The following is a 17,028-nucleotide window of genomic DNA, read 5'->3' as shown; positions in this document are numbered from 1 at the left end:
CCGACCGCACCAAACCCCGCCGGTAGGTATCGACCGTTGGTCGATACGTGCCTACAGCAACCCATCACGCTTGACGGCGAGGTAGCGCTCCACCAGCGCCCCGGGCAGCGCATCGGCCGTCACGTCCAGCACCATCACCCGGTGGCTGCGCAGTGCTTCATGCGCGTCGTTGCGTTGCTGCAGGTAGCGCGCGATGGCACCGGCCTGGGTCGCGTCCTGCAGCGTCTCCACTTCCTGCTCCAGCGCCACGTCCAGCTCGCGCTCGCGCAGGCTGGCCACGCACACCAGGTGCTGTCGCTGCAGCAGACGCACCGCCACCAGCAGGTCTTCGATGTCCTCATCGCGCACGTTGGTGACCAGCATCACCAGCGAGCGCCGGCGCTGGCGCAGGCTGAGTTCGGTGGCAGCAGCCAGATAGTCGGTGGCCACCGGCTGCGCCTGCAGGTCGTAGCTGGCGCGCAGCAGCGCGTCGATCGCGCCCATGCCGCGCTGGGGTGCCACCCAGCGGCTTTCGCCACCACTGGCGAACAGGCCTACGCCATCGCCCTGGCGCAGCGCCAGGTAGGACACCACCAGCGCCGCGTTGAGCACATGGTCGAAGTGCGACAGCCCGCCTTCGCTGGCCATCATGCGGCGGCCGGTGTCGATCATCAGCACCAGCTGCTGGTTCTTTTCATCCTGGTACTCACGCGAGATCAGCTTGCGTGCGCGCGAGGTGGCTTTCCAGTCGATCTGGCGCAGGCTGTCGCCGATGCGGTACTCGCGCATCTGGTGGAAATCGGTACCCTCGCCACGGCGGCGCTTGAGGTGCGCACCGACCAGGCGCGAGGCTTGTTCGGCACTGAACAACGCGAAGCGGGTGAGCGGGGCGAAGTTGGGGTACACGCGCACGGTCAGCGCCGGCGGCAGCAGGCGGCGCTGGCGCCACAACCGCCACGGTGCATGCAGGCGCAGGTGCACGCCGTCGAACACGAAGCGGCCGCGCGCGGTCGGGGTCAACGTGTACTCCACGCTGCTGGCCACCAGTGGCTTGAGCGTCAATGCACGCGGCAGGCCCTGCAGCGACCATGCTCCCGGCACCAGGTCGAACACCTCCACGCGTTGGCGGCGGCTGGACTCGAAGCGCAGCGTGGTGCGCCGCTCGACGTTCAACGCCAGCGCCTCCGGCAGTTCGCGCTGCACCGTGGGCGAGGGCTGTGCGCGCAGCCGCAGCAGATCCACCAGTGCCAGCACCGCGATCGCCGCTGCGGATGCCCACCACGCCGACACCGGCAGCAGCCCGAAGGCCACCGGCATCCCGAGCAGCGCCCAGCCGGCCAGCAGTATCAGCAGCAGCGGGCCTGGCCTCATTTGCGCGGGGCTTCCACCTTGGCCAGCAACGCGGTCAACGCATCGTCGGCCGACTGGCCTTCGATCTGCAGTTCCGGGGCCAGCGCAATACGGTGGCGCAGTGCCGGGCGGGCGATCTCGCGCACGTCATCGGGGGTGACGAAGTCGCGGCCGGCAAGCACCGCCTGCGCACGCGCCGCACGCACCAGCGCGATGCTGCCGCGCGGGCCGGCGCCGAGCGCGATGCCAGGGAACTGGCGGGTGGCCGCCACGATGCGCACCGCGTAGTCCACCACTTCCGGATCCACCGTGATCGCCGCGGTCGCCTGCTGCAACGCGATCACCTCGGCGGCGTTGAGCACGCGCGGTACCTGCGACAGGTCAAAGTCGGCCGCGCTGCGGCCGGTAGTGATTGCATCGACCATCCGCTTCTCGTCCTCCAGCGCCGGGTAATCGATGATGACCTTGAGCAGGAAGCGGTCCAGCTGGGCTTCGGGCAGCGGGTAGGTGCCTTCCTGTTCGACCGGGTTCTGCGTGGCCAGCGCCAGGAACGGCGGGGTCAGCGCGAACGCCTTGCCTTCGATGGTGACCTGGCCTTCCTGCATCACTTCCAGCAGGGCCGACTGGGTCTTGGCCGGGGCGCGGTTGATTTCATCGGCCAGCAGCAGGTTGGTGAACACCGGGCCGCGGCGGATCTTGAAGCTCTCCGATTTCGGGTCGTACACCGCGTGGCCGCTGACGTCGCTGGGCATCAGGTCCGGGGTGAACTGCACGCGGCCGTAGTCCAGCTCCAGTGCCTGCGCCAGGGCGCGCACCAGCAGGGTCTTGCCCAGCCCGGGCACGCCTTCGATCAGCACATGGCCACCGGCCAGCAGCGCGATCAGGATCTGGTCGAGCACCTCGGGCTGGCCGATGAAGGCGCGGCCGACGGCGTCGCGCACGGCATCGACGCGTTCAACCAGGCTCTGCCCGGTCAGCGCGGGCGGGGACAACGGCGGCGGAGCGGAGTGGTCGGTCATAGCAGGTTTCTCATCTGGATCAGCAGGCGGATGCGCTCACGCAGGGCCACCACATCCTTCGATGGCGGCACCTGTAAAGCGGTCTGGACTCGGGAATGCGGCCACTGCAGCAGGCTGGCGATGGCGTGCACCTGCGCCTCGCCGCTGAGCGCGGCAGCGGTGGGTGCGCGCCGCCGCAGCCGGGCCAGGAAGGCGCGGCGGGTGGCGTCGTACAACAGCGGTGCCTTGCCATAGCGCAGCAGGTGCTCGCCGCTGGCACGCACGTGTTCCAGCAGCGAACGGCGTTCGGTGGCGGGTGCCGGCAGCAGGCTGCCCAGCCGCTGCGCGCGCTGCCACAGCCATGCCAGCAGGGCCAGCAGCAACGGCACCCACACCGGCCAGCCCTGGTAGAAGATGCGTGACCACAGCGTGGGCGGGCGCGAGCCGTAGATCAGCCACACCGTGCCTTCGGCGTAGTTCGGGTCGAGCACGTGGCGGGTCAGGTCGCGGTGCGCGATGTCGTGCAGGCCGTCGGCCAGGCTGCCTGCGGGGTCATCCGCGTTGAAGACCCGCGGGGTGCCCTTCAGGAACTCCATGTCCGAGAGCACATCGACGGTGCCATTGCCCTTGCGCAGCCGCGAGAACACCAGGCCCTCGTCATCGCCCCATTCGCGTTCGACACGTACGCCTTCGGGCACGTCCACGCCGAAACGGCGGCCACTGCAGAACTCGGAATGGCCCGGGTCGTCGGCAATGTGGAAGGCCTTGCAGTTGCTCTCGTAGTACGCGGTATCCACGCCCAGCCCGTCGAGCAGCGGCCCCTGCGCGGCGTCTTCGTCCTTGAACGGCGGCGGCGTGCGCAGCAGCAGGTGGCCGCCGCGTTCCACCCACGCCAGCAGCGCCTGCGCGGTGGGGGCAGGCACATCGGCGGTGTCCTGCAGCAACAGCACGGTATCGGCCGGCTTGAGCTGCATGCGCGGCAGGTCGAGGCGCGGGCTGGAATGCACGGTGATGCCGTCGGCACGCAGCGCCTGGCCCAGCACGTACAGCGGGTTGTAGCTGGCCTCGCCCTGCGGCGGCAGGCGCTCGGTATGGACCACGCGTTCATGGCTGCGCAGGAACAGGATCGCCAATGGCACGCCCACCACCAGCAGCACGGCCAGCACCACCAACCAGCGCAGACGGGCACTCATGCGCGCCACCGGAACTGGGTCTGCAGGGTGGTGGCCAGATCGTCGAACTCGTCCGGCTCGGGCAGGCGGCCGGCGTACGCGGCGTACTGCCAGACCCGCACGATGCGGGCGAACAGGGTGCGGTCAGCCTCGACCGGCATGCGCCGCGACGCGCGCAGGCACTGTGCTTCGGTTGCGCCCGGTGGCAGCACCACCTCGGCGCGTTCGCTCATCGATTCCACGCTGGCCCGGTACAGCAGCGCCAGCGCCTGGCGCGGCCGGCCCTGCTGCCACAGGTCGCGCGCGCGCGCGGCGGGATCCGGCGGAATCACCTCGGGCAGTTCCACCGCTTCCTCGACCACCGGATCGGTGGCCTTGCGCCGCCTCACCCCGGTGCCGCGCAGCCAGCGCAGCCACCACGGCGCGGTGGCGATCAGCCCCAGCACCAGCAAACCGACCAGGCCCCACAGGATCCATTCGGCAATCTGCGCGGGCAGGCGCGGGCCGCGCCCGAGCGGATTGCGGTTCTTGTCCGCATCGTCCTTCTTCTTGTTCTTCTCGGCCTCGCTCAGGGTGCGCTCCCAGCGTTTCACTTCGCGGGTGGGCGCCACCAGGGGATCTTCGTACGCGCGCTGCACGGCCTGGCGGAAGCCGGCGGTGTCGGGCGTGCCACCGAAGATCACGGACGGGGTGTTCGACGGATCGTCGGCGGGCACTGCATCAGATGCTTCTTCTTCCTCATCACCAGCATCGTCATCCATGCCAGCGGGTGCAGCGCAGCTCGGCGCCTGCGCAGGTTCTTCCGCATGCAGCCCACCCATCGGCCAGCACAGCACCAGCGCCAGGACCAGCAGCGGCGCGGCCTGCTGCAGCCGATCACGCATGCGCCGGAACGCGATCTCCACGTCCCAGGCTTCCATTTCCGTGCGGCGGTTGAGGTACAGCGCGAAGCCGGCGCCGGCGTAGAACGGCCCGATCAACGTGGCGGCGAGCCAGAACAGGGCATTCACCCCCAGCTGTGCCCACGCCGGCATGTTTTCGCTGACCATTTCCCACGCCGCGCGCCACGAATCGGACAGCAGTTCCAGCGGCACGAACAGGAAGATCGCCGCGATGCAGCCGCTGACAATCACCAGCTCGAACACCATGCACATCAGGGTGAGCAGCACGGCATGCCCGAACGTGCCGCTGAGCACGGCGCGGCGGCGCACGCTGCGCTGCGAGGCATCGCTGCCTTCCAGCAGGTTCACCGGCAGCAGCAGCGAGCGGAACGGGCTGAAGCGGCGCCAGCCCAGGTAGCCCCAGAACCCGCTCCAGCCCCAGTGCCGCTGCGCGCGCAGGGTCTGCAACGGACGTGGTTCGTCGCCGAACACACCGCGTGAGATCACATACAGCGCGATCCGGTCCGATACCGGTTTGAGCCACCACATCAGCAGCCAGGCCCAGCCGAACGCATCGGCCCACCATGCAGCGGCATTGATCAAGGCGAACAACGGCAGCGACACGGCGATGACCGGCAGCCAGATGGCGCGCGCATGGCGGCGCACCAGGGCGGTGCCCAGCTCCATCGCTTCCCATTCGGAGCGCGCCCGCAGGGCGACGTTGAGCTGGTCAATCCGCATGACCGCTCCCGCGCCCACCGCGCCACAGCCACACGAACACCAGCGTCCACAGCACCGCAGCCACGCTGTACTTGCCCCAGGCCGGGATCGCGGCGATGGACGACCAGAACGCTTCGATGAAGGCGGCGATCAGCAGCATCGCGGCGATGCCCAGGCAGAGTTTTGCGCCAATCACCCCGCCCTCGACGAGTGCATCGATGCGCCGGCGGCGGCCGGGCGCCAGCAGCTTCATGCCCAGCTGCAGGCCGGCACCGCCGGCGATGACGATCGCGGTGAGCTCGAACGCGCCATGGCCGCAGACGAAACGCCAGAACGGGTCGCCATGGCCGATGTGCTGCAGGTGGCCGGCCGCCGCACCGATGGTGAGCCCGTTGAACAGCAGCACCAGCACCGTGCCCAGGCCGGCCAGCAGCCCGCTGGCGAACGTACGCAGGCCGATGCTGATGTTGTTCATGATGTAGTAGCCGAACATCATCCAGTCCGTGCCGCTGTCGCGGCCCAGGTTCGGCGAGGCCGGGTTGTACATGCGCTCCAGCGAGGCGATCGCGCCGTTGTCCATCAGCATGTGGATCACGTCCGGGTGCCACTGGATCACCGCGAAGCTGCCCACCAGCGGCAGCACGAACAGCGCGGTGGCCACCCACATGCTGCGCGCCTGGCTGCGCACCAGCTGCGGGAAATCGGCCAGCAGGAACTCCAGCGCGCGGCGCCAGCGCGGCGGCGGCGTGCGGTACAGCAGGCCATGGCCCTGCTGCATCAGCAGCTGCAGGCGTGCCACCAGCTGCGGGCTGTAGCCGCGCTTGCGCGCAAGCGCGAGCTGCTGGCACAGCCGGCGGTAGTGCTGCGGAATGTCTTCATCGTTGAGCGCGGACGCATCGGGCGAAGGGCCCGCATGCCGCGGCCGGTCACCGCGCAGCGCCAGCCAACGTTCCAGCGCCTGCCATTCGGCCTGGTAGCGGGCAACGAACTGTTCCTGCCTCATCGGCGCCCCAGCAGCCAGTTGGCCATGGCATACAGGCGCAGCACGCCCACCTGGCCCTGGCCACCGCTGATCGGCGCGGCCACTGCGGCCAGCTCCTGCTGGCGGGGGCCGGACAGGCGCGGCGCGCGTTCGGCGAAGGCAATGATCGCCGCCTGTTCGGCCGGCTGCAGCGGCTGCGGCGGGGCCAGCACGGTATCGATGGCCACGCTGGCCGACCACGGCCGGCCGCTGTCATGCACCACTACGGTGCCGGCCACCAGGTCGCCCAGGCGCCGGCCATTGCGGTCGAACAGGCTCGACAGCAGCCCCAGCGCATAGCCGAACGGCAGCATGTCCACGGTGCGCAGCAGGTTGCGGGTGATGGAGGCCATCCAGCCGATCGGCGCGCCGTCCTGGGCCACCACGCGCAGGCTCATCACCCGCTTGCCCAGGGTGCGGCCCCAGCAGGCCTCCTGCACGATGGTGTACGCCCACATCAGCAGGAACATCAGGCCCAGGTAGAGGCCCTGGCCGAATTCGCCCAGCAGGGTGAGCGGAATGCTCAGCAGCATCAGCGCCGCCACGCGGATCATGAAGTCGATGGCCCAGGCCAGCGCACGCGGCACCGGGCCGGCTGCCGGCAGGTGCAGCGGCACGCCTTCGGGCGTGATCACTTCACGGTAGGTGTCCAGCATGGGTGCGCTCATGCGCACGCGTCCCTCCGGACGGCTGCCAACGGCATGCGGTTCTCGACTGCTTCCTGGGTCGGAGACCGACTTTACCGTGTGCGGGGTCACATCCCCAAGTACTTGTCCTTCAACCGCACGTAGTGGTCGGCCGAGTAATGCAGCGACTCGATCTCCTGATCACTGAGCGTACGCACCGGTCGGGCCGGGTTGCCGACCCACAGCTCGCCTTCGCCCACCACCTTGCCCGGTCCGATCACCGCGCCGGCGCCGACAAAGCTGTGCCGGCTCACGGTGGCGCCATCGAGGATGCACGCCCCCATCCCGATCAGGCTGTACTCGCCGATGGTGCAGGCATGGATGATGGTGCCGTGGCCTACAGTGACGCCCTCACCGATCAGGGTCGGGTAGCCGCCCTTGTTGTAGGGGCTGTGGTGGCTGACATGGATGATGGTGCCATCCTGGATGTTGCTGCGCGCGCCGATCCGCACATGGTTGACGTCGCCGCGGATCACCGTGCCCGGCCACACCGACACATCGTCCCCGAGCACCACGTCACCGATGATCGTGCAGGCCGGGTCTATCCAGGCGCGCTCGCCAACGACGGGGAAGGTATCGAGGAAGGGACGAAGGGGGGACATGGTGACGCTCCACGAGGCAGGCCACCATGATACCGCCGTGGTTACGCCACCCGGCTGCGCCGGGCGCGTTCCAGGTGCACCAGCAGCAGCGAGATCGCCGCCGGGGTCATGCCCGGGATGCGCTGGGCCTGGCCGATGGTCTGCGGGCGTACCCGCTCCAGCTTCTGCTGCACTTCGGCCGACAACCCGCGCACGCCGGCGTAATCGAACGCCGCATCGATGGCGGTGTTCTCATGGCGCTGCTGGCGTTCGATCTCCTCGCGCTGGCGGTCCAGGTAGCCGGCGTACTTCACCCCGATCTCGACCTGCTCGGCCACCTTCGCATCCGCCACGCCTGGGCCCAGCGAGGGCACCTGCATCAGCTTGGCGTAATCCAGTTCCGGGCGCTTGATCAGGTCCAGCACGTTGGTTTCGCGGCTGACCGCCACGCCCAGCGCGGCTTCCACTTCGCGGCCCAGCGCGTTGGCCGGGGTCGCCCACAGTGCACGCAGGCGTGCCGATTCCTGCGCCACTGCCTCCTGCTTGGCCTGGAAGGCCGCCCAGCGCCGGTCGTCGACCACGCCCAGCTCACGGCCGATGCCGGTCAGGCGCACGTCGGCGTTGTCTTCGCGCAGCTGCAGCCGATACTCGGCGCGGCTGGTGAACATGCGGTACGGCTCGGTGGTGCCATGGGTGATCAGGTCATCCACCAGCACGCCCAGGTAGGCCTCGTCGCGGCGCGGGCACCAGCCCGCCTCGTCGCGCACGCGGCGGGCGGCGTTGAGGCCCGCCAGCAGGCCCTGCGCGGCCGCCTCTTCATAGCCGGTGGTGCCGTTGATCTGCCCGGCGAAGAACAGCCCGGACACCGCCTTGGTTTCCAGCGTGTTGTTCAACCCGCGCGGGTCGAAGAAGTCGTATTCGATGGCATAGCCGGGCCGCGTGATGTGCGCGTTCTCGAAGCCACGGATGCTGCGCACCAGCGCCAGCTGCACATCGAACGGCAGCGAGGTGGAAATGCCGTTGGGGTAGATCTCCACCACGTCCAGCCCTTCGGGCTCGACGAAGATCTGGTGGCTGGCCTTCTCGGCAAAGCGCACCACCTTGTCTTCGATGGACGGGCAGTAGCGCGGGCCGATGCCTTCGATCTGGCCGCTGTACAGCGGCGAGCGGTGCAGCGCGCTGCGGATGATCTCGTGGGTGTGCTCGCTGGTGTGGGTGATCCAGCAGCTCACCTGGGCCGGGTGCTCGGCCACGCTGCCCAGGAAGGACATCACCGGGCGCGGGTTGTCGCCGGGCTGCTCGTCCATCACGCTGTAGTCCAGCGAGCGGCCATCGATGCGCGGCGGGGTGCCGGTCTTGAGCCGGTCGATCGCGAACGGACGCTCGCGCAGGCGCGCGGCCAGCGTGGTGGCCGGCGGGTCGCCCATGCGGCCGGCGGCGTACTGGGTCTGGCCGACGTGGATCTTGCCGGCCAGGAAGGTGCCGGCGGTAAGCACCACGGCCGGGGCGTTGAACTGCAGCCCGGTCTGGGTGATCACGCCACGCACGGCGTCACCTTCGATGACCAGGTCATCCACGGCGGCCTGGAACACGGTCAGGTTGGGCTGCGCCTCGACGATCCCACGGATGGCCATCCGGTACAGGTTGCGGTCGGCCTGGCAGCGAGTGGCGCGCACGGCCGGGCCCTTGGAGGCATTGAGCGTGCGCCACTGGATGCCGGCGCGGTCGGCGGCATGCGCCATCGCACCGCCCAAGGCGTCGATCTCCTTGACCAGATGGCCCTTGCCGATCCCGCCGATGGCCGGGTTGCAGCTCATCGCGCCGATGGTTTCCACGTTGTGGGTCAGCAGCAGGGTGCGTACGCCGCTGCGGGCAGCTGCCAGCGCGGCTTCGGTGCCGGCATGGCCGCCGCCGATCACGATGACGTCGTAGCCGTAGAAAGAATCGGTCATGGGGTGCTCTGGGGCAGGGCCGGTACGGCCCGGAACCGCCCTGGGACAGGGCAGGGTGGTCATTTTAGCGCCGTTCGCGCTGGGTCCGTGAACGGGGGCCTGCAAAAAAATTCGCAATCAACCCTAAAGTTGGCACGTTCTCTGCAGATAACCCAATAGCACCCAGGATGGCAGGCGCCGAAAGGCGCTACGGATCGGAATTGGAACAGGGGCCGATCCATGCGCATCCCGGGGAAGCAGAAGGGCCGGCAGTCGGGGGACTGTCGGCCCTGTTTTTTTATCCCCATAGAACAAAAGGCCCCGCCATTGGCGGGGCCTTCTGCGTTGTAGGTGCCGACATCCGACAGGGCCGGAACAGGGGGGATCCAGATGTTCCTGTCGGATATCGACATAGAGCTCAATGTGACGCCGTATGTCGTTTTTGTCACTTTTCGACCGAGGCCGTCACTGCCCGGCTAGATTGACCTGCCAGGCAGGTGAAAATCAAGCGGTCTTAGTTCTCATGTGTGCGCTGGTTCAACTTATTCATATTTCGCCAGGGAGAGCCATTGCTGCGCTGGGCCGGCGGGCTGGGTCGGGACTGCGGCGCGCTCACCGGACGCTGTTGCTGCTGCGGCTGGGGACGCTGCTGCGGCGGGCGGTCCGGACGCGGTGGGCGGCCGACCGAATCCATGTTCCGCCACGGTGAACCGCCGTTGTAGGGCGGGCGCGGACGGTCCGGCGGGCGCACCTGGCCACCATTGCCGTTGCCCGGGCGGGGCGGCGGGCGGTGGTTGTGCGGCGGGCGGTAGTTCGGGTACGGCCGGTAGATCGGGTAGTTGCTGTAACCACCGTAGCCGCCATAACCGTAATAGCCACCGCCACCGTAGTAGCCGCTGCCGTAGCCGTACGGATAGCCGGCCGGATAGCGGTACTCCACCGACGGGGCGCCATGGTAGTAGCCGTTGCCACCACCACCGCCGCCCACGTAGTCGTAAGTCGCGCAGCCAGACAGCGTCAGCAACAGGCTGCCGGCAAGCATGAGGCGCATTTTCATGGAAGGGTCCCCCTAGGGTATGGCCCAGCTTCAGGCCGCCGCATTGAATCGGCCCTTAATTTTGCCCAGGCCGGATGAACGGTTGCCATCGTGGCACGTTAATCTTGTGTCATGACCGATTCATCCTTGCCCTGCGTCGATGACCTTTTGGCCGCCGCCGCGCGCATCGCGCCGCATGCCAGCGTCACCCCGGTGCTGCAGTCGCAGGTGCTGGGCGCGTTGAGCGGGGCTCGGCTGGCGTTCAAGGCCGAGCATCTGCAGCGCGGCGGTGCCTTCAAGTTCCGCGGCGCCTGCAACGCGGTCTGGGCGCTGCCCGAGGCCGTCGCCGCACGCGGGGTGGTCACCCATTCGTCGGGCAACCACGGTGCGGCGCTGGCGCTCGCCGCGCGCACCCGTGGCATTGCCTGCCATGTGGTGGTGCCGGAAGGCGCGGTAGCGGCCAAGCTGGCCAACATCGTGCGTCATGGCGCCACCCTGTGGCGCTGCGACTCGACCATCGCCGCGCGCGAGGCGATGTGCGCCCAGGTCGAGGCCGAGACCGGCGCCACCCTGGTCCATCCCTATGCCGATTCCCACGTCATTGCCGGGCAGGGCACGGCGGCGCTGGAGCTGCTGGGCAGCCACGGTCCGTTCGATACGCTGGTGGTCCCGGTGGGCGGCGGTGGCCTGGCGGCTGGAACCCGGCTGGCGCTGCAGGCGGTGAGTCCGGTCACGCGGCTGGTACTGGCCGAACCGGAGGGCGCCGCCGATACGGCCCGTTCGCTGCACGCCGGCGAGCGCCGGCTGGACTTCACCCCCGACACGATCTGCGATGGCCTGCGAGGCACGCTCGGCGCGCCGAACTTCGCGCTGCTGCAGGGCGCGGCCGAGGTGATCACCGTGGACGATGCGGCCACCGTCGCGGCCATGCGCCTGCTGTGGCAGGTGCTCAAGCAGGTGGTGGAACCGTCCTCGGCGATTGCGCTGGCCGCGATCCTGTCCCAGCCCGCGCGGTTTGCCGGGCAGCGGGTGGGCGTGGTGCTGTCCGGCGGCAACGTCGACCTGGATGCCCTGCCCTGGGCCGCGGCATGACCCGGCGCGCACGGGTCGGGCTGGGGGGCTGGCTGTGGCGGCTGTGCATGCTGTTGGCGGCCTGGCTGCTCTGTGTCACCGCATGGATCGTCTGGGTCGGTGAGCGCGACCAGGCGGCCAAGGCCGATGCGATCATCGTGCTGGGCGCGGCGGCCTACGACGCCAAGCCGTCGCCGGTGTTCGAAGAGCGCATCCGGCATGGGCTGGATCTGTACCGCCAGGGCTACGCGCCATTGCTGATCTTCACCGGCGGCTACGGCGGCACCGGCGCGCGCTTTTCCGAATCGCAGGTCGCGCGCCGTTACGCCTTGAAACAGGGCGTGCCGGACGACGCGATCCTGATTGAAACCGCCTCGCGCACCACCCGCCAGAACCTGGCCGAAGCGCGGCTGTTGATGGACCAGCACAAGCTGCACCGGGTGATCATCGTCAGCGACCCGCTGCACATGGCGCGCGCGCTGCGCCTGGCCCGCGAACTGGGCATCGATGCACTGGCCTCGTCAACGCCGAGCACGCGGTTCCGCAGCTTCCATACCAGCTGGAAGTTCCTGGCGCAGGAAATCTATTTCTTCCATCGGGACATGTTCCCGTCGTCGAACGGCTCCTGACCGATATTTCTGGTTGGTCAGGTGGTCTTGCGCCGGATCGGAATCGCCGACACCGGCACGCTGGCCACATCCTGCCCGCGCTCGCGGATCGGCGCGCCCGCATCCGGCGCCCACGCGTGCGCGTAAATCACTTCCCAGCTGCTGGGCAGCGTGCCGTCCTCGCGACGCAGCGGTTCATAGGCGGCGCGCGCTGCAGCGAACCTGCCGCGCCCGGTCAACGTATGCCGGCGATCCTGGCGTGCATTGGTTGCGCCAATGGCGCGCAGCTCGCGCATCAGTGCATCCATGTCGGAATAGGTGAGCGTGAACAGGTCGCGGTCCAGCACCGGGTCGCGGAAGCCGGACATCATCAGCGCGTCGCCGAACTGCGCAATCGGCGGGAACCGGCTCACGTGCGAGGTGTCATCGGCGCTGGCGAACGCGTCGCGCAGCTCGATCAGCGTTTCCGGGCCGAACGTGGAACACACCAGCAGCCCGCCCGGCTTGAGCACGCGACGGAAGCCGGCGAACACCGCGGGCAGGTCCTCCACCCACTGCAGGCACAGGTTGCTGTAGATCACATCCACGCTCTGGTCGCGCAGAGGCAACGCCTGCGCATCACCGCACACCCGGGTGAAGGGCTTCCACCAGCCGGCCTGCTTCTTCGCTTCGCGCAGCATCGGCTCGGCCATGTCCAGCGCGATCACCTGCGCCTTCGGCCATCGCTTCTTCATCGCCGCACTGGCGTGGCCGGTGCCGCTGCCCACGTCCAGCACCACCTCCGGCTGCCGGCTTTCGAGATAGTCCAGCGATTCGAGCAGCCGCTTCTCCACCTCGCGCTGCAGCGCAGCGGCGGCGTCGTAACTGCTGGCGGCGCGCGAAAACGCGCGGCGGACGTGCTGGGGATCAAAGCTGGCGGTCATGTAAGGCTCACTATGCGGTAGCGCACGACCGTTGGTCGTGCGCCGGAAACTCAGAACGTACCGGGGTAAGCCCCGCCATCAATCAACAGGTTCTGCCCGGTGATGTAACCCGACTGCGCACTGCACAGGAACGCGCACGCCGCGCCGAATTCATCGGCGGTGCCGAAGCGCCCGGCCGGAATGTGGGTGCGCTTGCGCTCGGCGATCTGCCCCGCATCCACGCCCTGTTGCTGCGCCATGTACGCGAAGTTGCCGCGCAGCCGGTCGGTGTCGAACTGGCCGGGCAGCAGGTTGTTGAGCGTGACGTTGTGCGCCACGGTGCGGCGCGCCAGCCCGGCGACGAAGCCGGTCAGGCCCGAGCGCGCGCCATTGGACAGGCCCAGGATGTCGATGGGTGCCTTCACCGACGAGGAGGTGATGTTGACCACGCGCCCGAAGCCACGTTCGATCATGCCATCCACGGTGGCACGGATCAGCGCGATCGGCGCCAGCATGTTCGCGTCCAGCGCAGCGATCCAGTCCTCGCGCTCGAACTGGCGGAAGTCGCCCGCCGGCGGCCCACCGGCGTTGTTGACCAGGATGTCCACCTGCGGGCAGGCGGCCAGCGCCGCCGCGCGGCCGGCCTCGGTGGTGACATCGGCGACCACCGTGATTACTTTGCCGGCGCCCGGCAGCGCCCGGAGTTCTTCACCGGCGTGGGCGAGGGCTTCCTCACCCCGGGCGGCGATCACCACGTTCACGCCCTCGCGCGCCAGCGCGCGGGCGCAGCCCAGTCCCAGGCCTTTGCTGGCAGCGCAGACGAGGGCCCAGCGGCCGGCGATTCCAAGGTCCATGCATCAGTTCCGTAGTGGGGGACAGGCGTACATGATCGGCGATGCGCGCGCCGGTGGGTCAGGAAAGCGAGGCAACGAAGTGTTGCAGCTGCGCCGCCACCTCGTCGGTGTGGCCCAGGAACGGCGCGTGTCCGCCATGGGCCACTACATGCACGCTGGAACGCGGTGCGAGCGCGGCAGCAGCCTGCATGGCCCGCGCCGACACCAGCCGGTCGCGCTGACCGGCCAACCACAGGCTGGGCACGGGCAGGCGGGGCAGGGCGCCACGCAGGTCAGCGCTTTCCAGGAGGCGAAGGCCTTCCTGCAGGGCACGCGGGGCGGGCTCACCGCGCGCTACCAGCGCCGCGCGCAAGCTGCGCAGTTCCTGCCGGGCGTGTTCGGAGCCCATCGCATCCAGGGCCAGGAAGCGCTCCAGCGTGCCGCGATAGTCCTGCGCCAGGTCCTGGCCGAACTGTTCGAAGACCGCGGTTTCCACGGCGTATGGCCAGTCCTCGCCACGCACGAAGCGCGGTGTGGCTGCGATCATCGCCAGCCCACGCACCTTGGGCAGCGTGGCCGCCGCATGCAGCGCGAACAGCCCACCCAGCGACCAGCCACACCACACGGCCGGCGGGGTCGCGGCGGCAATCGCACCGACCACGAACGGCAGGCGCAGCGGGGTGGCATCGTCGCGGCTGTTGCCGTGCCCGGGCAGGTCGACCAGGTGCAGCTCGAACTGCGCCGACAACCGCTCGACCAGCGGCGCGAACACACCGCCATGCAGGGCCCAGCCGTGGATCAGTACCAGCGCCGGCCCGCTGCCGACCACCTCGATATGCATGCTCACACCCAACCGCCGTGCATCACGCGCTCAGCGCATCCAGTGCCTGCTGGCGCAGCACCTGGTCGCGTGCGTGGGCGATGGCATCGGTGAGCGCACGTACTTCCGGCACCGTGTGCAGCGCCGACAGGGTCACGCGCAGGCGTGCCTTGCCTTCGGGCACGGTCGGTGGACGGATCGCGCTGACCAGGAAACCAGCCGCTTCAAGCGCGGCCGACAAGCCCATCACGGTCGATTCGGCCCCGCACAGCAGCGGCTGGATCGGCGTGTCCGACGGCATCAGTTCCAGCCCATGCTGGCGCGCGCCGGCACGGAACACGCCGACCAGTTCGGCCAGCTTTTCGCGGCGCCAGTCGTCGCGGCGTGCCAGCTTCACCGCGGCCAATGCCGCAGCCGCCTGCGCCGGCGGCAGCGCCGTGGTGTAGATGTAGGGGCGTGCGGTTTCGGCCAGGTGCTGGATCATCGCCTCGTCGCCCACCACCAGCGCGCCACTGCCACCCAAGGCCTTGCCCAGCGTGACCAGCTGCAGCGGCACGTCGGCCACGCCCAGCCCGGCGTCGGCCACGCAGCCGCGGCCGTGCTCGCCGATCACGCCCACGCCGTGTGCGTCGTCCACGTACAACACCGCTTCCTGCATGCGCGCCACCAGCGAGAGCGAGCGCAGCGGGGCGATGTCGCCATCCATGCTGAAGACACCATCGGTGACCAGCATCGCCGCGCCGTCGGGTGCGTGCTTGAGCTGGCGCAGCGCACCTTCGGTATCCAGGTGCGGGTAGCGGCGCAGGCGGCAGCCGGCCAGGCGCGTGGCATCGAGCAGGCTGGCGTGGTTGAGCCGGTCCTGCACGCACACATCGTCTTCTTCGCTGAGCAGTGCCTGCTGCACCGCCAGGTTGGCGGCAAAGCCGCTGCCAAACAGCAGCGCACGCGGGTAGCCCAACCAGTCGGCCACTTCCTGTTCCAGCGCTTCATGCAGCGCATGGTGGCCGCAGATCAGGTGGGAGGCGCCCGCCCCGGCACCTTCGCGCGCGGCGGCATCCTGCAGCGCGCTGACCACGCCGAACTGCTGGGACAGGCCCAGGTAATCATTGCTGCAGAAGCCGGTGAGCCACTGGCCATTGACCTCCAGGCGCACGCCATCGCGCCGGGTTACCGTGCGACGCACGCGGATACGGCCCTGCGCTTCGCGAAGCTTGCGCTGGGACTGGATGCGGTCGTGCAGGTCGGTACGGGCCATGGTCGTCAATGTCATGGGCAGGCAGGGCAGCTAGCGTACCCGGTTGCCGGGCACTGCGCTGCACCGCCCGGGGCAGGGCTCAGGCCGCTTGTCCGCAACCAGCGCCACAGGTGATGTCGGCATGCACGGTGCCGGGGTGGTCATGCCCGGCCGCATCCACCTGCACCGCCATCGGGCGCAGGCCCAGCCGGCTGAACAGGGCCAGGTCGCGTTCGGTGTCCGGATTGCCGGTGGTCAGCAGCTTTTCGCCGTAAAAGATCGAGTTGGCCCCGGCCAGGAAGCACAGCGCCTGCAGCTCATCGCTCATTGCTTCGCGCCCGGCCGACAGCCGCACCATTGCCCTGGGCATCACGATGCGGGCCACCGCGATCATCCGCACGAACTCGAACGGGTCCAGTTCGGCACTGCCATGCAACGGCGTGCCCGCCACCTGCACCAGCCGGTTGATCGGCACCGAATCGGGGTGCGCCGGCAGGTTGGCCAGCGCCAGCAGCAGCCCGGCGCGGTGCGCGCGGGTTTCGCCCATGCCGACGATGCCGCCGCAGCAGGTCTTCAGCCCCGCCTCGCGCACGTGTTGCAGTGTATCCAGCCGGTCCTGGTACTGGCGGGTGTGGATGATCGAGTCGTAGTAATCCGGCGCGGTATCCAGGTTGTGGTTGTAGTAGTCCAGCCCGGCCTCGCGCAGGGCCACGGCCTGCGCGCCGTCGAGCATGCCCAGCGTGGCGCAGGTTTCCAGCCCCAGTGCCTTCACCTCGCGGATCATCGCCGCCACCTTGGGGATGTCGCGGTCCTTGGGCGACCGCCACGCCGCGCCCATGCAGAACCGCGACGCCCCGGCGGCCTTGGCCTGGCGGGCCTTGGCGACCACGTCGTCGGTGGCCATCAGCTTCTGTGCGCTCACCCCGGTGTCGTAGCGCTGGGCCTGCGGGCAGTATGCGCAGTCCTCCGGGCAGCCGCCGGTCTTGACCGAGAGCAGGGTCGAGACCTGCACCTCGGTGGGATCAAAGTGCTCCCGGTGCACGCCCGCCGCCCGGTACAGCAGCTCCGGGAAGGGCAGCTCGAACAACGCCAGCAGCTCCTCGGGGTGCCAGTCGTGGCGGATGACAGAAGCCATGGCAGTGTCCTGACAGATTGGAGAACGAAGGGGCGGCAGTCTGGTGAAACGCAGCGCAGACTGTCAACCT

16 protein-coding genes are annotated in these 17,028 nt (G+C 69.1%); 2 read left to right on the top strand and 14 right to left on the bottom strand.

Annotated features, from left to right (window positions below; translation table 11 throughout):
* Nucleotides 1-51: 51 nt before the first annotated feature.
* The 9 genes from V9K91_RS03825 to V9K91_RS03785 form a co-directional block, all read right to left on the bottom strand.
* A complete protein-coding gene (locus tag V9K91_RS03825; RefSeq protein ID WP_336442723.1) occupies nt 52-1,350 on the bottom strand; it encodes a DUF58 domain-containing protein in 1,299 nt (432 codons plus the stop codon).
* Complete coding sequence (locus V9K91_RS03820) at nt 1,347-2,348, bottom strand: MoxR family ATPase (protein ID WP_068854367.1); 1,002 nt, start codon at nt 2,346-2,348, stop codon at nt 1,347-1,349. The genes V9K91_RS03825 and V9K91_RS03820 overlap by 4 nt, the downstream gene beginning before the upstream one ends.
* The gene (locus tag V9K91_RS03815; RefSeq protein WP_336442722.1) at nt 2,345-3,520 is read right to left on the bottom strand and encodes a DUF4350 domain-containing protein; all 1,176 of its coding nucleotides are present in this window, start codon (nt 3,518-3,520) and stop codon (nt 2,345-2,347) included. The genes V9K91_RS03820 and V9K91_RS03815 overlap by 4 nt, the downstream gene beginning before the upstream one ends.
* Nucleotides 3,517-5,121, bottom strand: coding sequence for a DUF4129 domain-containing protein (locus V9K91_RS03810; protein ID WP_336442721.1), 1,605 nt, complete (start codon nt 5,119-5,121; stop codon nt 3,517-3,519). Before V9K91_RS03810 ends, V9K91_RS03815 begins: the two co-directional genes overlap by 4 nt.
* Nucleotides 5,111-6,103, bottom strand: a complete 993-nt coding sequence (locus V9K91_RS03805) for a stage II sporulation protein M (RefSeq protein WP_336442720.1) — start codon at nt 6,101-6,103, stop codon at nt 5,111-5,113. The genes V9K91_RS03810 and V9K91_RS03805 overlap by 11 nt, the downstream gene beginning before the upstream one ends.
* Nucleotides 6,100-6,789: an RDD family protein gene (locus V9K91_RS03800; protein WP_068854364.1), complete on the bottom strand. Its 690-nt coding sequence runs from the start codon at nt 6,787-6,789 to the stop codon at nt 6,100-6,102. The genes V9K91_RS03805 and V9K91_RS03800 overlap by 4 nt, the downstream gene beginning before the upstream one ends.
* 86 nt (nt 6,790-6,875) lie before the next feature.
* Nucleotides 6,876-7,409, bottom strand: a complete 534-nt coding sequence (locus tag V9K91_RS03795) for a gamma carbonic anhydrase family protein (protein ID WP_068854363.1) — start codon at nt 7,407-7,409, stop codon at nt 6,876-6,878.
* A gap of 41 nt (nt 7,410-7,450) precedes the next feature.
* Complete coding sequence (gene mnmG, locus V9K91_RS03790) at nt 7,451-9,340, bottom strand: tRNA uridine-5-carboxymethylaminomethyl(34) synthesis enzyme MnmG (protein WP_336442719.1); 1,890 nt, start codon at nt 9,338-9,340, stop codon at nt 7,451-7,453.
* 493 nt (nt 9,341-9,833) lie between these two features.
* On the bottom strand, nt 9,834-10,376 hold the full coding sequence (locus tag V9K91_RS03785) for a hypothetical protein (protein WP_095363194.1): 543 nt from the start codon (nt 10,374-10,376) through the stop codon (nt 9,834-9,836).
* A gap of 111 nt (nt 10,377-10,487) precedes the next feature.
* On the opposite strand from V9K91_RS03785, the gene V9K91_RS03780 reads away from it, so the two are divergent.
* Both V9K91_RS03780 and V9K91_RS03775 read left to right on the top strand, forming a co-directional pair.
* Complete coding sequence (locus V9K91_RS03780) at nt 10,488-11,447, top strand: pyridoxal-phosphate dependent enzyme (protein ID WP_306987302.1); 960 nt, start codon at nt 10,488-10,490, stop codon at nt 11,445-11,447.
* The gene (locus V9K91_RS03775; protein WP_095363317.1) at nt 11,432-12,055 is read left to right on the top strand and encodes a YdcF family protein; all 624 of its coding nucleotides are present in this window, start codon (nt 11,432-11,434) and stop codon (nt 12,053-12,055) included. The genes V9K91_RS03780 and V9K91_RS03775 overlap by 16 nt, the downstream gene beginning before the upstream one ends.
* A 17-nt stretch (nt 12,056-12,072) precedes the next feature.
* Here V9K91_RS03775 and bioC read toward each other — a convergent pair whose 3' ends face one another.
* The 5 genes from bioC to bioB form a co-directional block, all read right to left on the bottom strand.
* Nucleotides 12,073-12,957, bottom strand: a complete 885-nt coding sequence (gene bioC / locus V9K91_RS03770; RefSeq protein ID WP_068854359.1) for a malonyl-ACP O-methyltransferase BioC — start codon at nt 12,955-12,957, stop codon at nt 12,073-12,075.
* Nucleotides 12,958-13,007: 50 nt separating this feature from the next.
* Nucleotides 13,008-13,790, bottom strand: a complete 783-nt coding sequence (locus V9K91_RS03765) for an SDR family oxidoreductase (protein ID WP_068854358.1) — start codon at nt 13,788-13,790, stop codon at nt 13,008-13,010.
* A 58-nt stretch (nt 13,791-13,848) separates the two neighbouring features.
* On the bottom strand, nt 13,849-14,610 hold the full coding sequence (bioH, locus tag V9K91_RS03760) for a pimeloyl-ACP methyl ester esterase BioH (RefSeq protein WP_210131449.1): 762 nt from the start codon (nt 14,608-14,610) through the stop codon (nt 13,849-13,851).
* Between the two features lie 22 nt (nt 14,611-14,632).
* Complete coding sequence (gene bioF / locus V9K91_RS03755; protein ID WP_210131266.1) at nt 14,633-15,844, bottom strand: 8-amino-7-oxononanoate synthase; 1,212 nt, start codon at nt 15,842-15,844, stop codon at nt 14,633-14,635.
* A gap of 79 nt (nt 15,845-15,923) precedes the next feature.
* Nucleotides 15,924-16,958 carry a biotin synthase BioB gene (gene bioB / locus V9K91_RS03750; RefSeq protein WP_336442718.1) on the bottom strand — a complete coding sequence of 345 codons (1,035 nt, stop codon included), beginning with the start codon at nt 16,956-16,958 and terminating at the stop codon, nt 15,924-15,926.
* Nucleotides 16,959-17,028 lie beyond the last annotated feature (70 nt).

The organism is Stenotrophomonas sp. CCNWLW57 (genome assembly GCF_037203925.1).
GTDB classification, from domain to species: Bacteria; Pseudomonadota; Gammaproteobacteria; order Xanthomonadales; family Xanthomonadaceae; genus Stenotrophomonas; species Stenotrophomonas rhizophila_A.
The sequence above is the reverse complement of the archived record's forward strand: the minus strand, read 5'-3'. Positions and strand labels throughout refer to the sequence as shown.